This window comes from Pseudoalteromonas piratica, from assembly GCF_000788395.1.
GTDB classification, from domain to species: domain Bacteria; phylum Pseudomonadota; class Gammaproteobacteria; order Enterobacterales; family Alteromonadaceae; genus Pseudoalteromonas; species Pseudoalteromonas piratica.
The window spans coordinates 988,758-1,008,358 of the sequence record NZ_CP009889.1; the positions used below are offsets into that span (position 1 = coordinate 988,758).

Sequence of the window (19,601 nt, forward strand, 5' to 3'; positions counted from 1 at the left end):
TATAAAAATAATAGACCAAAATAACGCGAATAGAATGACCAAATAATATTTGCATTACTCTTGGCTCACTTCGGTTGAAGCCACTGTACTTTAAATGTACAGTGGCCTATTTCTTTAATCGTTACTTAATAAAGTTTTCTTAAGCCACTCTTCTTGCTCCCATAGCACATGTAAAATACTCTCACGTGCGCGGTAGCCATGACCTTCGTATGGTAGGATCACCAACCTTGCCTCTTTACCAAGCCCTTTCAATGCGTTGTACATCCGCTCTGATTGCATTGGGTAAGTGCCTGAATTAGGGTCTTGCTTGCCATGGATCATTAACATCGGTTCATTTATTTTTTCAGCGTGGAAAAAGGGGGACATTGCGCTGTAGACATCTTGACCTTGCCAAAAATCCCGCTCTTCACCTTGAAATCCAAATGGCGTTAACGTGCGATTATAAGCCCCACTTCGGGCGATTCCCGTTTTAAATAGATCGCTGTGCGCAAGCAGGTTAGCAACCATAAATGCGCCATAGGAATGACCTGCAATAGCAATTCGTGACTTATCTGCAATTCCTTTCTCAACTAATGCATTCACCGCAGCCTCAGCGCTACTTACCAATTGCTTTCTAAATGTATCGTTTGGTTCCTTACCATCAATGCCAACTATCGGCATAGTAGGATCATCAAAAACCGCAATGCCATTTGCTAAATAAGGCATTGGGCCCCAATATCCGATATAGGTAAACTCATAGGGAGAATCGCGCACTTGAGATGCAACCGATTTATCTTTGTATTCGAGAGGGTAAGCCCACATCAACACTGGCAATTTACTACCATTGTAATTTGCAGGTAAATAAAGCGTACCACTTAAAGTCACCCCATCGTCACGTTTATAGCTTATTTTCTCTTTTTTAATGTCTTTAAATTGCGGGTAAGGATGCAAAAAGTCGGTGAATTTGTTCAATTTGTTGTGTTTGACATCACGTAAATAAAAATTTGGTTGTTCCGTTTTTGATTCGCGTAATGTCACTAATTTTTCGCCACTGTCATCAAGCACTGCTTTTACGCGTTCATAATACGGTGCCTCACTTTGCCAAATCCGTGTTGACGATCCCGTTTTAATATCAAACCGGTCTAAAAATGGAATATTGCCTTTATCAGATGCACCAATACCTGTAAGCATCATATAACGTTCGCCAACTACTTTAATTGTTCGCGTACCAAATTTATTTGTGACCAAAACAAAATCCCCAGGATCGCTATAGGCATCATTGTATGAACGTTCATTAAATAGCACTCTAGGTCCATCTGGGTTTTTAGGATTAATAATTTGCATGCGTACTTGTCTGTCACTGAAACGCCAATCACTTAAAATAGCAACCTTGTCATTTGCCCATTGAATACCTGCAAAACGTCGCTCAACTTTGGCAAATAACTTTGCATCACTTTTAAATGGTGCCTTCCAGGTAAAGAGATGATCATGAATTGGTACGTCTTCTTTCATAGAACCACCATCTTGAGCCTCCACCCAAACTAAAGTTGCAGGTTTATCCGCTCGCCAAGATATTCTCCGTTTGCCTGTCCTTACACTATCAAAGCCTTGTGCTATATCCTCCGCTAATTTTTGGTTTGCCACATGTGTTACCACCTCACCTGAGATTGACAAAACTTGCCACTTGCTTGCAAAACGTGAGTAAGGCACTAAATACGAAAAGGGTGTTGTAATCTCACCAACTAAAATGTATTCGCTGTTTGGTGATGGTTTAAACGATTTAATAATGCTTGGTATTGTTAACAGTGTTACTTTACCTTCAAGCGATACCCTAGCAAGCTGACCTAAGCCATAAAATTCAAATAATGCTTTATCAAGCGGTGTTTGTAATAAGTTTTGATAGGTGCGAACAGGCGCTTTTTGTCCACTTGTCTCTGAAATAACCGGTGTAATGGGTGCAGTTTTAGCACTGGGAGCTTGTTTACTGATGTTTACAGCAAGGTTAACAAGTAAACCATCACTATTAGGTAACCAGCGATAAGGCTTTGACGTAATCACTGCATTAAGTGCAATATCACTTCTTGTTAGCTGTTGTGTTGCAACATTGAACAAATATAAATATGACTGTGCTGTTTGCTCAATTATAAATGCAATATGTTCGCTATCTGGAGACCACGAAGGTGAAAGAATTCGCCCGTCTGCTAGCCCCTTTACAGAAACAGTTTTGCCAGATGTTAAATGTTTAATTTCGATAGACAGGTATTTTGACCTAGGGCGCGAACGACTGAAGTTTTTAGCATTGAGCGTAATACCTGCAAGTTTTAATTCAGCTTTACTCAGGTCTTTAAGACTTGCGATACGTTGACGTTCAAAAAAAGCCATCCACTGATTGTTGGGTGATAAACGAGATGAGGGAGCAAGCTTTGCATCAACTACATCGGCAATTGCTTTACTTGGGACCTGATAACCATCTTGGGTGTTCGCACTCACACGAGCCAGCATAACTAATAGCAGCAGTACTGGCCATTTAGAGAATTTCATTATCATTCCTTGTTATATTTGATACCAATTCACTTAACTAGCGATTCATCAAAGCAAACTGGGTTAGTTTTTTTAATGTAGCGCAATGCAAAAGAAAAAATGCCGCCTTCTTACAATTTAATTATCAAGCGCTAACCCTGAACACATATTTAAAGAATTGGTATAACTATCAACATCCAAGTGTACGTTTATCACTCTTTAATTGACTGTATTTAATTCAATTACTTACTCTTAATTGTGACAGTATTTAAATATTCATTTCAACTCAAGCAATTGCGCCTAGAATACGATAAAATTCCTTTGTTTTTATCAGATTGGAAATTCAGTGAAAGTTCTTGTAATTGGTTATGTTTGGCCTGAACCTAAATCATCTGCCGCAGGCAGTCATATATTGTCAATTATGCACGCTTTTCGTAATCAGGGTTGGCAAGTCGAATTTGCATCAGCAGCACAAAAAACACAACATATGTTTGATTTAGAAAGTGGCGGTTTTTCAAGTGCAGAAATCACACTAAATTGTGATAGTTTCAATGACTACATTCAACAACTTAATCCAGACATTGTGATGTTTGACCGTTTTATGATTGAAGAGCAATTTGGCTGGCGGGTTGACGCTTTTTGTCCTAATGCATTAAAAATTCTTGATACTGAGGATTTACAAAGTGTTCGTAATGCGCGCCATTTAGCGCATAAAGCAAATAGAAAAATCCAAGCTGAAGACTGGTCAAGTGATCTCGCTAAACGTGAGATTGCCGCAATTTTAAGATGTGATCTTTCATTGATCATTTCAGATTTTGAAATGCAATTATTGATAAAGCAATACAAGTTAGATGAAGCGTTATTGCACCACCTGCCCTTTATGCTAGAACCAAATAAATTAGAAACTAATCCAGATTACCAATCGCGCCAACATTTCGTCACAATCGGCAATTTTAGGCATGCGCCAAATTGGGATAGCGTTCTTTACTTACAACAATTATGGCCCCATATTCGTAAACGCTTACCACAAGCAGAATTACATATTTATGGCTCTTACCCGCCACCTAAAGCAACAGCATTGACTAACCCTAAACAAGGCTTTTTAGTAAAAGGCTGGTGTGATGATGCGTATAAGGTTATAAAAAGTGCCAGAGTATTATTAAGCCCTTTACGTTTTGGAGCAGGCATAAAAGGCAAGTTTTTAGATGCAATGGCCTGTGAAACACCGTCTTTAACTACAGATATTGGCATTGAAGGTATGTTCAACGAAGCGCATTGGCCCGGTTTGGTCGCCAACTCTGACGAGTCTATAATTAGCTCTGCCGTTGAACTCTATCAGAATGAATCTTTGTGGCATGAAAAGTCATCACTTTGCCACCCATCGATTAAGGCAAAGTTTGACCAATCGACACTGTCCAGTGAATTGTTAGCGCGGATTGAGCTTATTCAATCCCAATTATCACAACACAGGTTGAACAATTTTATCGGTGCCATGCTTAAACACCATAGCCACGCGAGTACCAAATATATGTCACAATGGATTACAGAGAAAAATAAAAAGAATTAAACACTATTTGCTCTAACTTAAATTGAAAGCGGTTAGTTTTTGTACCGTATTTACAAACTGTAACAATTATCATTTCATTACAGTTTTATTACAATGTAACATCATGCCACTTTCGTGACGTCTTTAATTTGGACACAAAACTGCATGATTTTAAAACAAAAACTATTGCTTTCATTTATAACCTTAGCACTATTGCCTATTGTCATTATTACAATAATTGCAATTTCTATTTCAAATAGCGCGCTTGAAAAACAAGCTTTTAATCAATTAACGTCAATAAAAAATATCAAAGCTACTGAAATTCAGAATTATTTTGAACAAAGTCAAGCCGACTTATCGTTAATAGCCTCGTCTTGGACAAACTTTGGAGAGGTAACCAATGCTCAACTTGCTGCCACCAAACACGCTTATTTCGAGCGTTTTATCACTACAAATCAATATTACGATTTATTTTTAATTAACTTAAACGGTGACATTTTTTATACGGTAACAAAAGAGGCCGATTACAAGACAAATTTACTAAACGGGCCATATAAAGAATCTGGTTTAGGTAAGTTATTTTCTCAAACACTTGTCCAACCACAATTTAACATCGTTGATTTCGAACCTTACGCCCCAAGTAATAACGATCCAGCCGCATTTATAGCACAACCTCTAATTCAAAATGGAGAAGTGAAAGGCGTTATTGCACTACAACTCTCAATCAAGAAAATTAATAAATTAATGCAACAACGCGATGGCATGGGTGAAACAGGCGAATCATATATTGTGGGTTCAGATAAACGACTTCGTTCAGATTCGTTTCTTGATCCTATCGGCCGTTCAGTACAAGCAAGCTTTGCAGGCACCATTGAACAAAATGGCGTTGATACATTAGCTGTGCAACAAGGACTTATGGGCATAAGTAGCACGCAAATAATACAAGATTACAATGACAACGCTGTCCTATCTGCTTTTATGCCGATTAATTTTGCCAATTTGAACTGGGTGTTGATCAGCGAAATTGATGTTGCTGAGGCATTTGCTGCAACAGATAGAATGAAGTCATCAATTTTAATAGTGTCTTTGTTAACATTAATTGTTGTCTGTATTTCTGCGTTAAAGATCACCCGTTCTATTTTATTACCCATAGGTGGCGAACCGAAAACAATGCATCAACTTGCAATGCGTATAGCGGATGGCGATCTAACGTATGATTTTAGAGACAATGACAATGCCCAAGGTCTCTTTAAATCAATGAAACAAATGAATCAGAGTCTATTGCGCGTTATTTCAAGTATTATCTCATCCAGCTCACAACTGTCTCACACTGTTGAGCAAACTAGTGCAACAAGCTTACAAGCTAAAGCAAGTCTTGCAGAGCAACACCTGAATATTGAAACCGTTTCTTCCTCAATGCACGAAATGGCGATGACAATTGAAGAAGTGGCCAACAATGCCAAAGACTCATCAGAACAAACACAACTTGCCAAGATAAAAAGTACACAAGCAAATGATGATATTAATGCGGCACTTGTCGCTACTGAGGAACTAAAAGCAGCGTTAGCGAGTGCCAATCATGTAATTAAACAAGTTGAAAAGAAAAGTTTAGGTATTAACTCTGTACTTGAAGTAATTCAAGGCATTACAGAGCAAACAAACTTGTTAGCACTTAATGCCGCAATTGAAGCTGCACGTGCTGGTGAACAAGGTCGCGGATTTGCAGTAGTTGCAGATGAAGTAAGACAGCTTGCATTTAAAACCCAGCAGTCTACCGCAAATATTGAAACCATGATTAAAGAACTGCAAAGTGATACACAATCTGCCGTTACCACTATTGAGCAAAGCAGTGAACATGCAAATACCACACTAAATAAAGCAAAGAGTTGTGAACAAACAATGTTAACTGTGCTTAATGATATGGAGTTAATTACCCTTAACTCAGAAACAATAGCAACCGCAGCTTCGCAACAAAGCATTGCCGCGGAGGAAATAAATCAAAGTATTATCGCAATCAATAATGCTGCCCTTGAAAACGCAACAGGTGCTGAACAAATAGCGACTGCAAGCGAGGAATTAAAAGCACTCACGCAAAGCCTAAATAGGTTGAGCGCACAATTTAAACTTGCTTAAGTTACATTGACACAATAAAGCGGCGAGAGCGGCTTTATTGTGTCAATGCGCTTAATGTAAACACCGTTTCTCTAGGGTTAGCTCCGATTCGGCAATTGTACTCTCTGCAGTTGGTATATACTGTTTTTTTATTGTTTTGATTTCGCCATTTTGCTTCATATGATCTATGGCGTGTTGTAACTTGCTTGTCATTGATGGTGGTAACGCATTATTGAGTGCTAAGTAATTGCCTAATAACCTTTCATCTTTAATTAAATAAACAGGTTTAACTTCGTTAGTTTGTAGTCGTTTATTATCGATATGGAATTGTATTGTGTTTGCTGAGGCAATAAACAAATCCAATTTACCACGTTTAAACGCCAGAATTTCGCCAAATTTTTCGGAGTAATTGATATAATGCTTATTTTCCTCCAGCCCCCAACTTTGCAAAATATCTTCGTAAACATCGCCTTTATGTAAACCCACTGTAAACTTTTTAAGCTGTTGCTGATCAAAAATATGGATATCATCTCGCGTAGCCAGTTTATAGAAACAAGCGGGACTGGATACTAATGGGCCAACCCATTGAAAGTGAACTTCACGTTCAGGTAGACGCGATGTTGATATTAGTCCCGCAAAACGCTTGCCTTGCGCAGAGGCCATTGCTCTTTGCCACGGGTATAATTTAAATTCACAACGTAAATTGGCGATTTCGCAAGCTCGTTTAACGATGTCATGGTTGATACCAACAATGCGATCTTCTTCCAGATAATTGTAAGGCGGAAACTGTTCGGTAAAAATGGTAATAATTGGTGTGCCATCCGCTTTTGAGCTGAATGGAAAGTAACAAAGCAACATTAATAACCAAACCCTGTATCTTAAATTCAAAGAAAATCCTTATAAATGGTGTGCTTATTTTTGAGTATAATAAATTTATTCAATTTTTTTATATTTAACATAAACAAAACTAGACAAAACGTAAATAAAACTTAAAATTTGCGAGTCATTCCCATTAATAGATTTTCACATTGAACACTGCTAGTTTTACGCAAAAACGCCGCTTTATTGTAAAGCTTGGAAAAATGCTTCATAAGTTCGGTACCCCCTCTTACCGATTAGAAGCACACCTCGAAAATTTGGCCACGTTTTTTGGCTTAAAAGCGTCGTTTATCATCACGCCAACTGCATTAACCTTTGTTATTTGGACTGAAGGCCATGAAGATGAATACACCCACGCTGCACGTGTTTCACCCGGTGAACTTGATTTAGGTGCGCTAGCACATACCGATGAATTGGTTGATAAGCTCACTGATTACACAATTACGTTAGAGCAAGCTGACATAGCACTCGATAAAATTGCTAATATGCCTAACCCTTATAATCGACTTGCAACAGGTGGTGCTTTTGCAATGTCTGGTGGTGCATTTGCTATGTTAATGGGCACCAGTTGGAATGACGTTCTGTGGTCCACGCTTCTGAGTACTGTTGTTTACTTATTTGTGCTGTGGGCAGAAAAATCACGTCGCGTGTCGCATATGCTTGAGCCTGTTGTTGCGGTCGTAGCCGCGGTACTTGCTTGTGCAATCAGTGCTTATATTGATCCTGGCATTAATATTCGCATGGTTGTGCTCTCGGCAATAATTGTTTTTATACCAGGGCTTGCTTTGACTTTAGGTCTTGCTGAACTTTCCGCTCGTCATTTAGTTTCTGGTACAGCGCGTGTTATGGACGCGCTTATGTTGTTGTTTAAACTCTACTTTGGTGCTTTTTTGGGTATTGCTGTTGGATTTGCGCTATTTGGACAAGCAGACTTTATTGCGCCAGAACCAATACCTAAATGGACAGCTTGGCTTGCAATTGCAATATTATGTATGAGCTTAATTATCATCTTTCGTACTAAAGCTAAACATGCGTTATGGTCGGTTATTGCTGGTTTCGTTGCTTATGCGGCAAGTATTTTAGGAGCAATGTACTTAGACTACGCTCTAGGTACATTTATAGGTGCTTTTGCAGTTGGTGTTTACAGTAATTTCTTCACGCGTGCTGCCAATGCCCCTGCCTGTATTGTTGCCATGCAAGGACTCATTGTCTTGGTACCAGGTAGTAAAACGTATATTGGTTTAAATTCATTAATATCCGGACAAGAATTTGTAGCCAGTACCGGAATTGGCCAACAGACCTTTTTAATATTCATGTCTTTAGTTGCCGGGTTAATCTTTGCAAATGTTGCTTTGCCCCCAAAGAAAAGTCTCTAGCACTTTTAAAATGTATACAGGCGATATCATATCGCTTTGTATACACCCGCTCATTCTGAATTAAAATACCGCACATCACACGCTGCTTATATATTATCGGTGGCGTTGCATATTAGCGTTTTAGCCTGCACACAGTAAAATCTTACTAAACAGTCTTTATATTTAAATAAAGAATCTAAAAAACCCAATTTTGTAGCACTTAGCCCTACCACCTTTAATAAGAATTACTTTATAGCCTCTAAGAATCAATAGCTTGTTAATTTGCAAAACTGTGATTACAACTGAAAAACAAAACTATGGCTGACATGTAAACTTTAACGATTAATTTTTTATGCAAGATGAATGTTACTAGAGCATATTTTACATATTAAAACTTTGCCAAAGGGCTTTAATCAATAAATAATATTAATTTGTTCCAATTATTTATAAATATTTATTATTTAATATCAAATATTTAACTACCAATCTTCACTTATTCATAACTATTCATCCTAAATCAATACCATTCACAACTAATCATGTAGCTATAGCATCACTCAAATGGTTTCGCTTTTTAATTTATGACACCACGTTAATTAGCGAGAACATTTGAGTACTTCATAAGGGAAAATAACAAATAAAAACGTAATACATAGCAAGGGGAAACAATGGCTTTATCTAACAAATCGAAATTAAGTTTGGCAATTAGCAATGCATTAATTGTGGCAAGTATGTCGAGCTCTTTGGCTTATGCATCACAAGAAAACAATACAGCACAACAAAGCGATGTTGAAGTAATTCAGGTGAGAGGAATCCGAGGTAGCTTAGTTAAATCATTAAATACAAAACGCTTCTCAGGTTCAGTTGTTGATGCAATATCGGCAGAAGATATCGGTAAATTTCCCGATCAAAATGTCGCTGAATCACTACAACGTATCACAGGTGTGTCAATTTCTCGTAATTTTGGTGAAGGCGAACGTGTCAGTATTCGTGGTACATCTGAAAGCCAAAATAGAACATTATTAAATGGTCAAGCGGTTGGGTCTGTTGATTGGTGGACAAACTCCCCTGCTAGTCGTGGTTTTAACTACACTATGTTACCGTCAGAAATTGTCTCTGGCTTAGAAGTGTATAAATCACCTGAAGCAGATATTGATGAAGGTTCAATTGGTGGTACTGTTATCGTCAGAACCCGTAAACCTCTTGACTTAGAGGCCAATAAAATCGCAGGAAGCGTTTTGGCCCAACACAGCGAAGTATCGGGTAAAACTGACCCACAACTCAGTGGTATGTATTCGTGGAAAAACGACAAAGAAACAGTTGGAGCATTAGTTTCTGTTGTTCGCCAGCAACGCAACTTACGCCGCGACGGTATTGAATCTTGGAGTTGGACACACCGTGATATTGAAATGGAAGACGGTACTATTCATGAGAATGTGTATAGTTCAGGTGGTGGTGGCTCAGCCATGTTTTCACAAGAGCGTATCAGAACGGGTTTTAACGCGTCACTACAATTTCGTCCATCAGATGCATTAGATATTACCTTTAACGCGCTTAATTCTACACTTGAAGCAAATAACGAAAACCAAAACTTTCTCTGGTTACCAGGGTATGGCGGTTCTAAATACCAAGATGTGACGATTATCGACCACGACAAAGTTGGTAAAATGCTTATTGCCGGTACATTAGGCTTATCTCCTGACGGAAGTAATATTCTTGATGAGACAAAAGTACGTAATTCTGAACTAAAGACACAATCGTACGATCTCAAGGCAGATCATCAAGGGGAACTTTGGCAAACATCTGTTCATCTTGGTTATACCAAAGGTTCAGGGGGTTCACACGCTGACCGAAGTGTTGGTTGGGGTGGCAACGTTGTTCATTCTTACGATGCCTCAAGTACACAAGATATTAAAACCAGCTACGCTAATGATCCTGCTGATGGTAGCAAATGGGCACTAGATTTCCTCCGTTATGATCAAAACAATGCCAAAGACGATGAACACTATTTACAACTTGATTTTTCAAGACCAGTGGATGTTGCTGTATTCAGTAATATTAAATTCGGTGCTAAATATCGTGACCACAGCCGTTACAATGAAAAAAGACAAACTGCTACTCGTACTGATCTGAATTGGTCTTTGGCTGATTATTCTCTTACTATGCCATCTGATTATTTATCTGGCTTAGGCTCTTCCGGTACCCTTAAAAACTATGCAATTACTGACTCCAATAAAGTAAGACGCGAAGGTGACGCGCTTGGTTGGGATTACAACTTATTAAAAGCCAGTACTTTTGAAGTAAACGAAAAAATAGTTGCAAGTTATATTAAAGCAGATATTGATGCCGATAGTTTGCGCGGTAATTTAGGTCTACGTTTAGTGCAAACCAACCAAGATACAGGTGCGTATGTCGGTGAAAATTGGCAAACACAATCAAAAGATTATTTTGATGTGCTACCCAGTTTAAACCTTGCGATTGATTTAGATGATGATGTAATTATGCGCTTAGCCGCTGCCCGAGTCATGTCTCGTCCAGATTATAACTCTATGACGCCATCAACATCTTATAATTTAGAAACCAAAACGGGCACAGGCGGCAACCCAGATATCGACCCTTACCGTGCTAACCAATTTGATGTCAGCGTTGAATGGTATTTTGATGAGGCAAGCTTATTTTCTGCTGCAGTGTTTCATAAAGATATTCAATCTTTCTTAGATTCGCAGCTAACTTTAGAAACCCATGAAGGAACGGATATCCTGGTTAACCGCCCTGTAAATGGACGAAGCGGTACTATCCAAGGACTTGAACTTGCTGTTCAGCATGATATTTATCAAGGGCTTGGTGTTATGGCTAACTACACTTACGTAGATGGAGAGGCAAAAGGACCTGACGGTGAAGACATTACTATTCCAGGTAACTCTAAACATACAATCAACCTAAGTGCTTACTATGAGAATGAACATGTTAATGGTCGTATTTCTTATAACTATCGAACAGGTTATGACACTGGTTTAGGTTGGCCAGGTTATGTTGATGATTATGGTCAAATAGATGCCAATATTAACTACAATCTGACAGAAAATATCACCCTTGTTTTAGAAGCGATTAACTTGACCGACGAACACACTTTTAGTTACCAAGAAAAAGGTGTAGAACATGCTTTAACAGGTGTTTACGCTGATGGTAGACGTTATGTCGCAGGTGTCCGTTTCAATTTTTAATTCTGAAAAAGAGTAAAGGTGCACTTTCGAGTGCATAACGCTAACACAGGACTGCCCCCTATTGTCTTGCTCTTCTATTTCAGAAACCCAAACAGCGAGTTTTTACTCGCTGTTTTTCTTTCAGAAACTAATTTAATTCAATATGTTATTTAATAAAATTTTCAGATTAAAATAATTAAATACCAATTTAATTTCTTAGCTAGTTTGCGTATTCTTGTTATATTAATGGTTTCCGATAACTCGAATCGTAAACTTAGTATTACTTCTATTGGTTTTATTTTTGACGCGCATTATACCTTTTTTTCTACTCTCTCTATTGTTGCTGACGCATGGTACGCTTCGTGCTGACCTATTAACGGCGTCTATCAATTATACCAACGGGGAATTTAAAAAGGCTTACAGCGAATTTTATAAACTAGCAGAACTGGGCAATAGCGATGCAATGTTCAATATTGCCGTTATGCATTTACAAGGACGTGGTCTGCCAAAAGACTTGGCGAAAGCCTATGCTTGGTTTTCAATTGCCAGTGATTTCGGCATTGCAGATGCAAAAAGTGCGGCAATGCAAATTGAGGCACAAGTAACCGATAAAGACCCTTTGTATTTTGCCTACAAAACATTGTCAAACGAGCATAATTATCAAGCTTATTTAAACAAATTAGCGCCCCAATTTAATAGTAGTTATATCCCAGAAACACAGCCCCAAAAAACATTTAATATTGAACCAAAATACCCAGAACATGCTGCTGAACGAGGAATTGAAGGTTGGGTTTGGGCTGAATACGATATAGATACAATCGGTGCCGTAAAAAATATCCAAATCATTGATAGTTACCCTGAAAAAACTTTCGATACGGCATTGTTACAAGCACTGAAACGCTGGCGATATCAAACTTCTGAGGTGCTACCAATAAAACGACGCAGTGTGCTTTATCATTTTACAACCTTTAAAGGAAAACGTTATCAACAAGGTTTTGCTCGGCAACAACGTGCTTATCAAAAACATATTGCTGAGGTTATCGAACAAGCTGAAAGTGGCAATGCGTTATGGCAATACCGTATCGGGCATTGGCTATCAACCGACACCAATAACGCATCTAAACTTTTGAAATATCACTGGACCGATACAAATGCCGCGCAACAACTAATGTTGTCATCAGCAAAGAACGGTTTTCCTCATGCCCAATATCGTATCGCGACTCAATTATTGTTAGGTGATAAAACACAACAAGATCGAGAAAAAGGCTTAAATTGGCTGCTTAAGAGCGCACAAAGTGGCTTTGTACACGCACAATATCGTTTGGGCATTGAGTTTTTGGTTCAACACTCCGTACATTACGATCGTGCAAAAGCAAAACGATGGCTAACACAATCCTCTGAACAAGGTCATCTACTCGCAAAACTATCGCTTGGTAGTTTAGCAATTGATGCTAAGCAATTTTCTGTCGCAGTTGCTTACATTAATGAAGTTTTAGAACACGACAGCCGAAGTGTCGAAGCTAACTATCTCAATGCATTGATTATGCTCAGTAAGAATAAAACCAAAGAGGCAAAAAAGTGGTTGAATATCGCCATTAGCGAAGGCGAAGCACAACAAGTTGATGTGAGCGAATATAAACAGTTACTAATAGAGATTAACTAGTATTTTATCGCTAACCATTGATTTTATCCGCCAAACGGTTATTTCTTCTCTAGTATTACTAAATCAGACTGGAGATTATTTACCTGATTTACCACGACTTGTTTACCCACTGAATCACTCGTTATAGTTAGAGGCAGTGTTGTATGAAAAGCATTAACTGCAAGGGCAGTCATTTCACTATATTCACCAGTATCAAAACGATAATCGTATAATGTAACCGTTTTGCCTTTCTTAACTGCAAAATAGATTCCTGATTGATAAATACTTGGCGTAAAAAGCTTAGTTGAAGGCATAACATTATCAATAAGCAGCGGATCATAAATTCGCTCGGATAAATATTTTCCAATTGATTCTGCATAATTACGATAGCCATTCGTTAAAACTGAGCGATATTCTTTGTTGGCAAGCATAAATTCTATGTCGCGTGTTTGCGCGTTGGGTTCTGCAATACCCATAGACAAATTGTAAAACCAATTCTGCGATGTTTTTTCACCCTCTTTGACATAGAAAATACCCAAATTGTTAGGATGCCAGTGCAGTTTATCAAATTTGCCTGTTGCAATTGTAACACTGTGTTTAGTTACCAAATTTACGAGAACGAGCTTCTTATCAAGAAAACCAATTATCAAAAAGTTGCCATTAGGTGAAAAGCTCATAATATCTGGTAAGGCCTGTTCAGAGAATGAAGTAACGTATTGCACATTGATATTATTGAAGTGTCTTAGCCAAATCTGCTGTTGATTAGTGGGTTTATCAATTGTTAAATACGCGTATTTGCTGCCATCAGCGGAAACAGTCGGCAAAAGCGCATCTGTCATTGATGAACTAAGTGGTTTTAATAAATCGCTATTTACCTTAAATAAACCAATTTCTGCATTTGCCGCACTTACAGTCACTGCTTGTGTTTTTGGGTTAACACTCATGTCATAAATCTTACCCAGAGGAAGTGTTAATTCCCCTAGACGTTCATTGGTTTTATATTGAATTAGTTTCGATGCGCCTACCCATAAATCCTCGTTTGCAGAGGCGATATGAGTCATATTTGGTTCTTGAATAGACAGCGCTGTCTTATCTTGTCCAAATAAATCATGTTGATATATCACGTTCTCATTGCGTGAAAGGGTATAAAGTGATTGTTTGTTTATTGTGAAATCATCAACATTATCAATAAGTTTTTTGCCATCCTCTAAGGCGCGAGGAAAGGGTTCAAAGCTTACATCATAGCGAAATAATTGGTTGTTGAACTGGGCAATAATGACATTATGCTGAGGCCAGCTAAGTGCTACATTAATCAAACTACTTGGACAGTTGGCTAATTTACTATCTAATGACAAGCGCCAGGTTTCAATAGCGCTCGCAGTTGAAACAACACGAATATTGCATTGCAATGCATCTGAACGAATATAGGCAAGCCACTTTTGATCGGGCGAGAATACACCAGCTTGTTCTGAATAGTTTGCATTTTTAAGGATATGTGAGGTTTGCTGTTTTAAATCCATAACAGCAAGATCCGAATGTGACTGATTGATAGGCGTGTAATTAAACACCATAAACGCGCCATCGCTTGAAAACGACATACCTTGCTCAATCCCAGCGCGTTGTGTAAGCAGGCGTGACTTGTAACGAGAACTCAACGGGGCATTGGTATTGATTTTGGCAATAAAATAGTGAGTCACAACGCCTAGAAGTAAGCAAAGCGCCGCCAAATAAAACGCATTTTTGGAGTTGATAGGTTTATCATCAATAACATTTTCAGATATTGGGGCTATCAGCTGATAACCAATGCGAGGAACTGTTCGAATAATCCCCTGTTCTTTACGGTCATCGCCTATTGTCTTTCTTAACTCTGTTACTAACTTACTAAGGGAATTATCGCTCACAATCACATTCGGCCAGATTGAATCGAGCAATTCATCTCGTGAGACAGCCCTACCCTGATAGCTAATTAATACCTCAAGTAACTTAAGTTGCTTACTTTCAATTTTGCACCAAACGCCTTTACGTTTAACTCGCATAGCAACAAAATCAACAACAATTTTGTCTATTTTAATTAATGAGTTAGGTAACGATATGTGAGGCAAAATTAGTCTGGCCTTATAGCGTGTAAATCAGTATTATGATTTTGCATTTTAAGCGTTTATAAACACACAAGTAAATATTCAGAAGCGATATTCTTCCAACGTTTAAAATGCTAGGGGGGCAAATGCGACATCAAACACATAACACAAAAAATCAACTACGTAATGTAACTAGTAAACATAAACCAATGCTGGTTTGCATCATTTTTTGCTCTTCAAACTTGCTAGCATCAAATACCCAAACTATTGACCTTGATACCATCGAAATTAGAGGTATTCACAAAAGCTTAGTCACCTCCCTTGCTGATAAAAAGGAACATCAATCAATCTCAGATGTTCTCAGTGCACAAGAAATTGGTAAGTTTCCTGATAAAAACGTGGCGGAAGCATTACAGCGAGTTACTGGCATATCCTTAACCCGTGTTATGGGTGAAGGCGAACGGGTCGGTGTTCGTGGTACAACACCTGGACAAAATCGTACGTTTTTAAATGGTCAAAATATTGCTTCTGCAGATTGGTGGATTTCATCTTTGCCTAATCGTGGTTTTAACTACACCATGTTACCGGCTGAACTTGTTAATAAATTAGAAGTGTTTAAAACACCACAAGCACAACAAGATGAAGGCTCCCTTGGCGGAGCAATAAATATTAAAACCCACCGGCCATTAACTACCGAGACACAGTTTATTACCACAATCCAAGGACAGTACAGCGATTTATCTGACGAAATGGATCCACAATTATCCGTTTTCTATAACCATATCAACCCAGACAAAGATTTTGGTGTATTGTTTACCCTCACTAGGCATCAGCGCACATTAAGAAGAGATGGACTGGAGTCTTGGGGATGGCATTCAGCAAACTTTGATGTACTTGATAATGGCGATTTATTTTATAGCCACAATGACAGCGCTGACATTAAAAGCATTTGGACTCCTGGTGGAGGTGGCTCCGCTATTTTTCAACAAAAGCGCCTGCGTACCAGCGCCACAATGGCGATAGATTATCAACCCAGTAATGCTTGGCAATTTGAACTCGATTTACTCTATTCAGAGCTGGATGCAGATAATAGCAATCAAAACTTTTTATGGTTACCCACCAACGTCTTTGCGCGCGGTGGCGTTATTACCGATTACCAAATAGACGACAATACACTTACTTATGCAAATTACAGCCAAGTAAGCGCTGATGATCAGCTTCCATTTAGTACATCAATGGAAGCAATTTGGCGTCAATCTAATATTCAAACTAATAGTATTAACCTTAAAGCTGATCACACCATTCATTTTTGGCAAAATAGCTACCAATTTGGTTTTACCCGTGGCAGTGGTGGTACTCAGGATGATAATACATCTCAATGGTCAGCCAATTCAGCATTCAGTGTTGATACGCGAACAAAGCGCGATATTCAAACACATTACCAAGTTGACCCTTTATCTGCGCGTGATTGGCTAATAAGTGAAGTACGAAATGATTCACAACATTCTGTTGATCAAGAGTGGTACTTACAAGCTGACTTTACCAAAGCCTTGATTCACACGATAATCGATAGCATCGATTTTGGTGCAAAGTACCGAAACCATAAAAGGGATTTTATTAGGAATCGTTCTAATAATGGTGGGTATAACGATATAAATGGTGTACTTAATTGGATATTAGCTGATTTCGACGCTCCCTTCCCTGATGATTACTTAAGTGGAATTGGATCGGATAAGACCTTAAAGGCCTATGCATTTGCCGATACCGCAACACTTGCTAATGAATATAAACACTACCCTTTTAAACAACAGATTGAACAAGCAAGTCGCTTTGACATTCAAGAACAAACAACAGCAGTTTATGGTAAACTTAATCTTGTCAGTGAATTATTCACGTCCAATGTCGGCGTGAGAATTGTAAACACGCAACAAGATGCAGGTGCCTACCAACAAGTTAGTTCATCTAGCGCTGCGCAACCCAATTATGTTTGGCAACAACAAAGTAAACACTACACTGACTTGCTACCTAGCTTTAATTTAAATTTTGATTTATCAGAAGATGTGTTAATGCGTTTTGGTGCAGCAAAAGTAATGGCTCGCGCTGAATATCATCATTTAATGCCTTCAACAAATTACAATGTTACCCAAGCGCAAGGCCAAGGTGGTAATCCGTCACTCGATCCTTACCGTGCATCACAATATGATTTGTCATTAGAATGGTACTTCTCTGATTTGGGTCTACTTTCCATTGCCACCTTTGCCAAAGATGTAAAATCGTTTATCGAGTTTAATCGCCAACTAGAAACCCATGAAGGGGTTTTGATGACCATTGATCGACCCATAAACGGTGCAGGCGGTCATTTATGGGGTCTTGAAGTCAGCTATCAGCAAGAGTTTTTTCAAGGACTTGGGGTTATTACCAATTATACCTATGTTAACGGGGACAGAGACGGCGAGCACACTCAATCCGATATACCAGGCACATCGGAACACACTATTAATGTAACGGGGTATTATGAAAATGACTGGTTCAGTGCGCGGTTATCTCATAATTACCGAACAAAGTTCGCAACAGGTATTGGTACTGAAATGGCCGATGATTTCTCTCAAATAGATGCAACGTTTAGCTACTATGTGACACCTAATATTTCATTAAACCTTGAAGGTTTAAATCTGACAGATGAAATAACTTACCTTTACGAGGGTTCGCATTACTCACCCAAAGCTATTTATCGTAATGGACGTCGGATATATTTGGGAGTGCGATTTGTTTACTAAATGTTATCGATTGTTAACAGGGTTATTAAATGTAACCCATTGTAATAGTGTGTAAAGTTCATTATATAGTCATTTTTCCCGTGACATACTGACTCATGATATTTCTATCATTCACGGAAAAAAGAATAATGACACTTTTAAAAAAATCCTCGGTTTTATTGTTAACAACTTTGCTTGCGGCTTGCAGTGACAGTGATGAATCATCCGGTACAGGTTATGTACAAATGTACAACGCCAGTAGCAATAGCCCAAATGTCTACTTAGAAATCGACGATGTAATTCGCACTGGTGCAGGTTTCGGGCAAGTTACTACACGACATAATTACAATAACGATGACTATGAGCTTAACTACCTCTATATTAACGATAATGACGACTACATCTCGTTATTAGAAGACAATGACACCCTGTCGATAAAAAGTGATGTTAAACATTTAAAAGTGCTTGCAGGCGATTATAACGAACCGCAAATCAAACAGTTTGAAATTGCCGAGTTTGATGTAGACGATAAATTTCAACTCGCTGCTATCAATACTGTATCGGACGACAAAGAATACGATATATATCTAGCAAAAGATGATTATGACTTTGTAGATGCAGAATTAATTAGCACAACCAATTACCTCGCGTTACCTGAATTGAATGAGTTAACAGAAGATAACTACACGTTTTATGTGACTTTAAAAGACGATAGTAATGTAATTTTTCAATCAAATATGGTCGATTTTGATGACGAGCAGACATACATCGTTATGATCAGACCAAGTTTTTCAGCACAACCTGGTGGCATTACTCTCGATATTGTGTCTGATGCCTCAAGTGTCACCTCTCTTACCCATGTCGATGCAAAATCACAAATCCGTTTTTATAACGCGATTGATGAATACAGTAATGTGAGTTTTAACGCATCTAGCACCAAAGATGAAATCACCACAGAGCTTGTCAATAATGATGTTGCTACGGACTACCACAGTGTCAACGCCGGAACCTTTATGTTATCCATGCTCGATAGTTCAAATAACTTAATTGTCAGTAATTACGTAGAAGCCGTGAATAAGAACGTGTCTTTATTGAGTATATTTTATCAACACAGCGCGGGTTACCCGGCAATGATTTCAGTAGCAGAAAATTTAACGCCGAATGAAGTATCGCATCAAGTACAAGTTGTTAACCTCATAGATACTTCCCCTTTCGATACTGAATTGAATGAAATTGATATTTATTTCACGGAAGGAACTGAAACCATTGAAGATACAACCAGTTATATCAAAAGTATTGACGCCTTTGAAACCAAGTCAGTCTACCTTGATTCACAAAGCTATGATGTCACAATTACATACCAAGCCAATAATCAAACCATTAGTATTTTGCAATTGGCGGATATGGATTTTTCTGAGAAAGGAAATTACATCTTGATTCTTGAAGAAGATGAAAAGCAAACTGACGGCTACAAAGTTACCTTGCTCAATACCTTAGCACAATAAGACATAAGTGACTTAGGTGATTGACC

Annotated in this window: 10 protein-coding genes; 7 read left to right on the forward strand and 3 right to left on the reverse strand. The window is 38.4% G+C overall.

The features are described 5' to 3' along the window. Positions 1-114 precede the first annotated feature (114 nt). Positions 115-2,481 carry an alpha/beta hydrolase family protein gene (locus OM33_RS19175; protein WP_407681059.1) on the reverse strand — a complete coding sequence of 789 codons (2,367 nt, stop codon included), beginning with the start codon at positions 2,479-2,481 and terminating at the stop codon, positions 115-117. A 364-nt stretch (positions 2,482-2,845) separates the two neighbouring features. On the opposite strand from OM33_RS19175, the gene OM33_RS19180 reads away from it, so the two are divergent. Both OM33_RS19180 and OM33_RS19185 read left to right on the forward strand, forming a co-directional pair. Continuing rightward, the gene (locus tag OM33_RS19180) at positions 2,846-4,066 is read left to right on the forward strand and encodes a glycosyltransferase (protein ID WP_040135985.1); all 1,221 of its coding nucleotides are present in this window, start codon (positions 2,846-2,848) and stop codon (positions 4,064-4,066) included. Between the two features lie 144 nt (positions 4,067-4,210). Next, entirely contained in the window at positions 4,211-6,178 is a 1,968-nt protein-coding gene (locus OM33_RS19185) for a methyl-accepting chemotaxis protein (protein ID WP_040135986.1), read from the forward strand. Positions 6,179-6,229: 51 nt separating this feature from the next. Here the strand turns inward: OM33_RS19185 and OM33_RS19190 are convergent, their stop codons facing one another. Beyond that, a complete protein-coding gene (locus OM33_RS19190; protein ID WP_040135987.1) occupies positions 6,230-7,015 on the reverse strand; it encodes a substrate-binding periplasmic protein in 786 nt (261 codons plus the stop codon). Between the two features lie 170 nt (positions 7,016-7,185). Between OM33_RS19190 and OM33_RS19195 the strand changes: the two genes are divergently transcribed. The 3 genes from OM33_RS19195 (at position 7,186) to OM33_RS19205 (ending at position 13,257) form a co-directional block, all read left to right on the forward strand. Further along, the gene (locus OM33_RS19195; protein WP_040135988.1) at positions 7,186-8,412 is read left to right on the forward strand and encodes a threonine/serine exporter family protein; all 1,227 of its coding nucleotides are present in this window, start codon (positions 7,186-7,188) and stop codon (positions 8,410-8,412) included. A 647-nt stretch (positions 8,413-9,059) separates the two neighbouring features. Next, entirely contained in the window at positions 9,060-11,615 is a 2,556-nt protein-coding gene (locus tag OM33_RS19200) for a TonB-dependent receptor (protein WP_040135989.1), read from the forward strand. 280 nt (positions 11,616-11,895) lie between these two features. Continuing rightward, positions 11,896-13,257, forward strand: a complete 1,362-nt coding sequence (locus OM33_RS19205; RefSeq protein ID WP_052141187.1) for a TonB family protein — start codon at positions 11,896-11,898, stop codon at positions 13,255-13,257. A 38-nt stretch (positions 13,258-13,295) separates the two neighbouring features. On the opposite strand, the gene OM33_RS19210 is transcribed toward OM33_RS19205, so the two are convergent. Then, positions 13,296-15,338 carry a winged helix-turn-helix domain-containing protein gene (locus OM33_RS19210; protein WP_040135990.1) on the reverse strand — a complete coding sequence of 681 codons (2,043 nt, stop codon included), beginning with the start codon at positions 15,336-15,338 and terminating at the stop codon, positions 13,296-13,298. A gap of 122 nt (positions 15,339-15,460) precedes the next feature. On the opposite strand from OM33_RS19210, the gene OM33_RS19215 reads away from it, so the two are divergent. Beyond that, the gene (locus OM33_RS19215; protein ID WP_040135991.1) at positions 15,461-18,091 is read left to right on the forward strand and encodes a TonB-dependent receptor; all 2,631 of its coding nucleotides are present in this window, start codon (positions 15,461-15,463) and stop codon (positions 18,089-18,091) included. A gap of 128 nt (positions 18,092-18,219) precedes the next feature. Next, entirely contained in the window at positions 18,220-19,575 is a 1,356-nt protein-coding gene (locus OM33_RS19220) for a hypothetical protein (RefSeq protein WP_040135992.1), read from the forward strand. Positions 19,576-19,601: the final 26 nt, after the last annotated feature.

Bases quoted from the DNA above. Each gene is read 5' to 3' on its own strand.
- OM33_RS19175 (WP_407681059.1), bottom strand. From the start codon at position 2,481: ATGCTGGCTCGTGTGAGTGCGAACACCCAAGATGGTTATCAGGTCCCA.
- OM33_RS19185 (WP_040135986.1), top strand. From the start codon at position 4,211: ATGATTTTAAAACAAAAACTATTGCTTTCATTTATAACCTTAGCACTA.
- OM33_RS19190 (WP_040135987.1), bottom strand. From the start codon at position 7,015: ATGTTGCTTTGTTACTTTCCATTCAGCTCAAAAGCGGATGGCACACCA.
- OM33_RS19200 (WP_040135989.1), top strand. From the start codon at position 9,060: ATGGCTTTATCTAACAAATCGAAATTAAGTTTGGCAATTAGCAATGCA.
- OM33_RS19215 (WP_040135991.1), top strand. From the start codon at position 15,461: ATGCGACATCAAACACATAACACAAAAAATCAACTACGTAATGTAACT.
- OM33_RS19220 (WP_040135992.1), top strand. From the start codon at position 18,220: ATGACACTTTTAAAAAAATCCTCGGTTTTATTGTTAACAACTTTGCTT.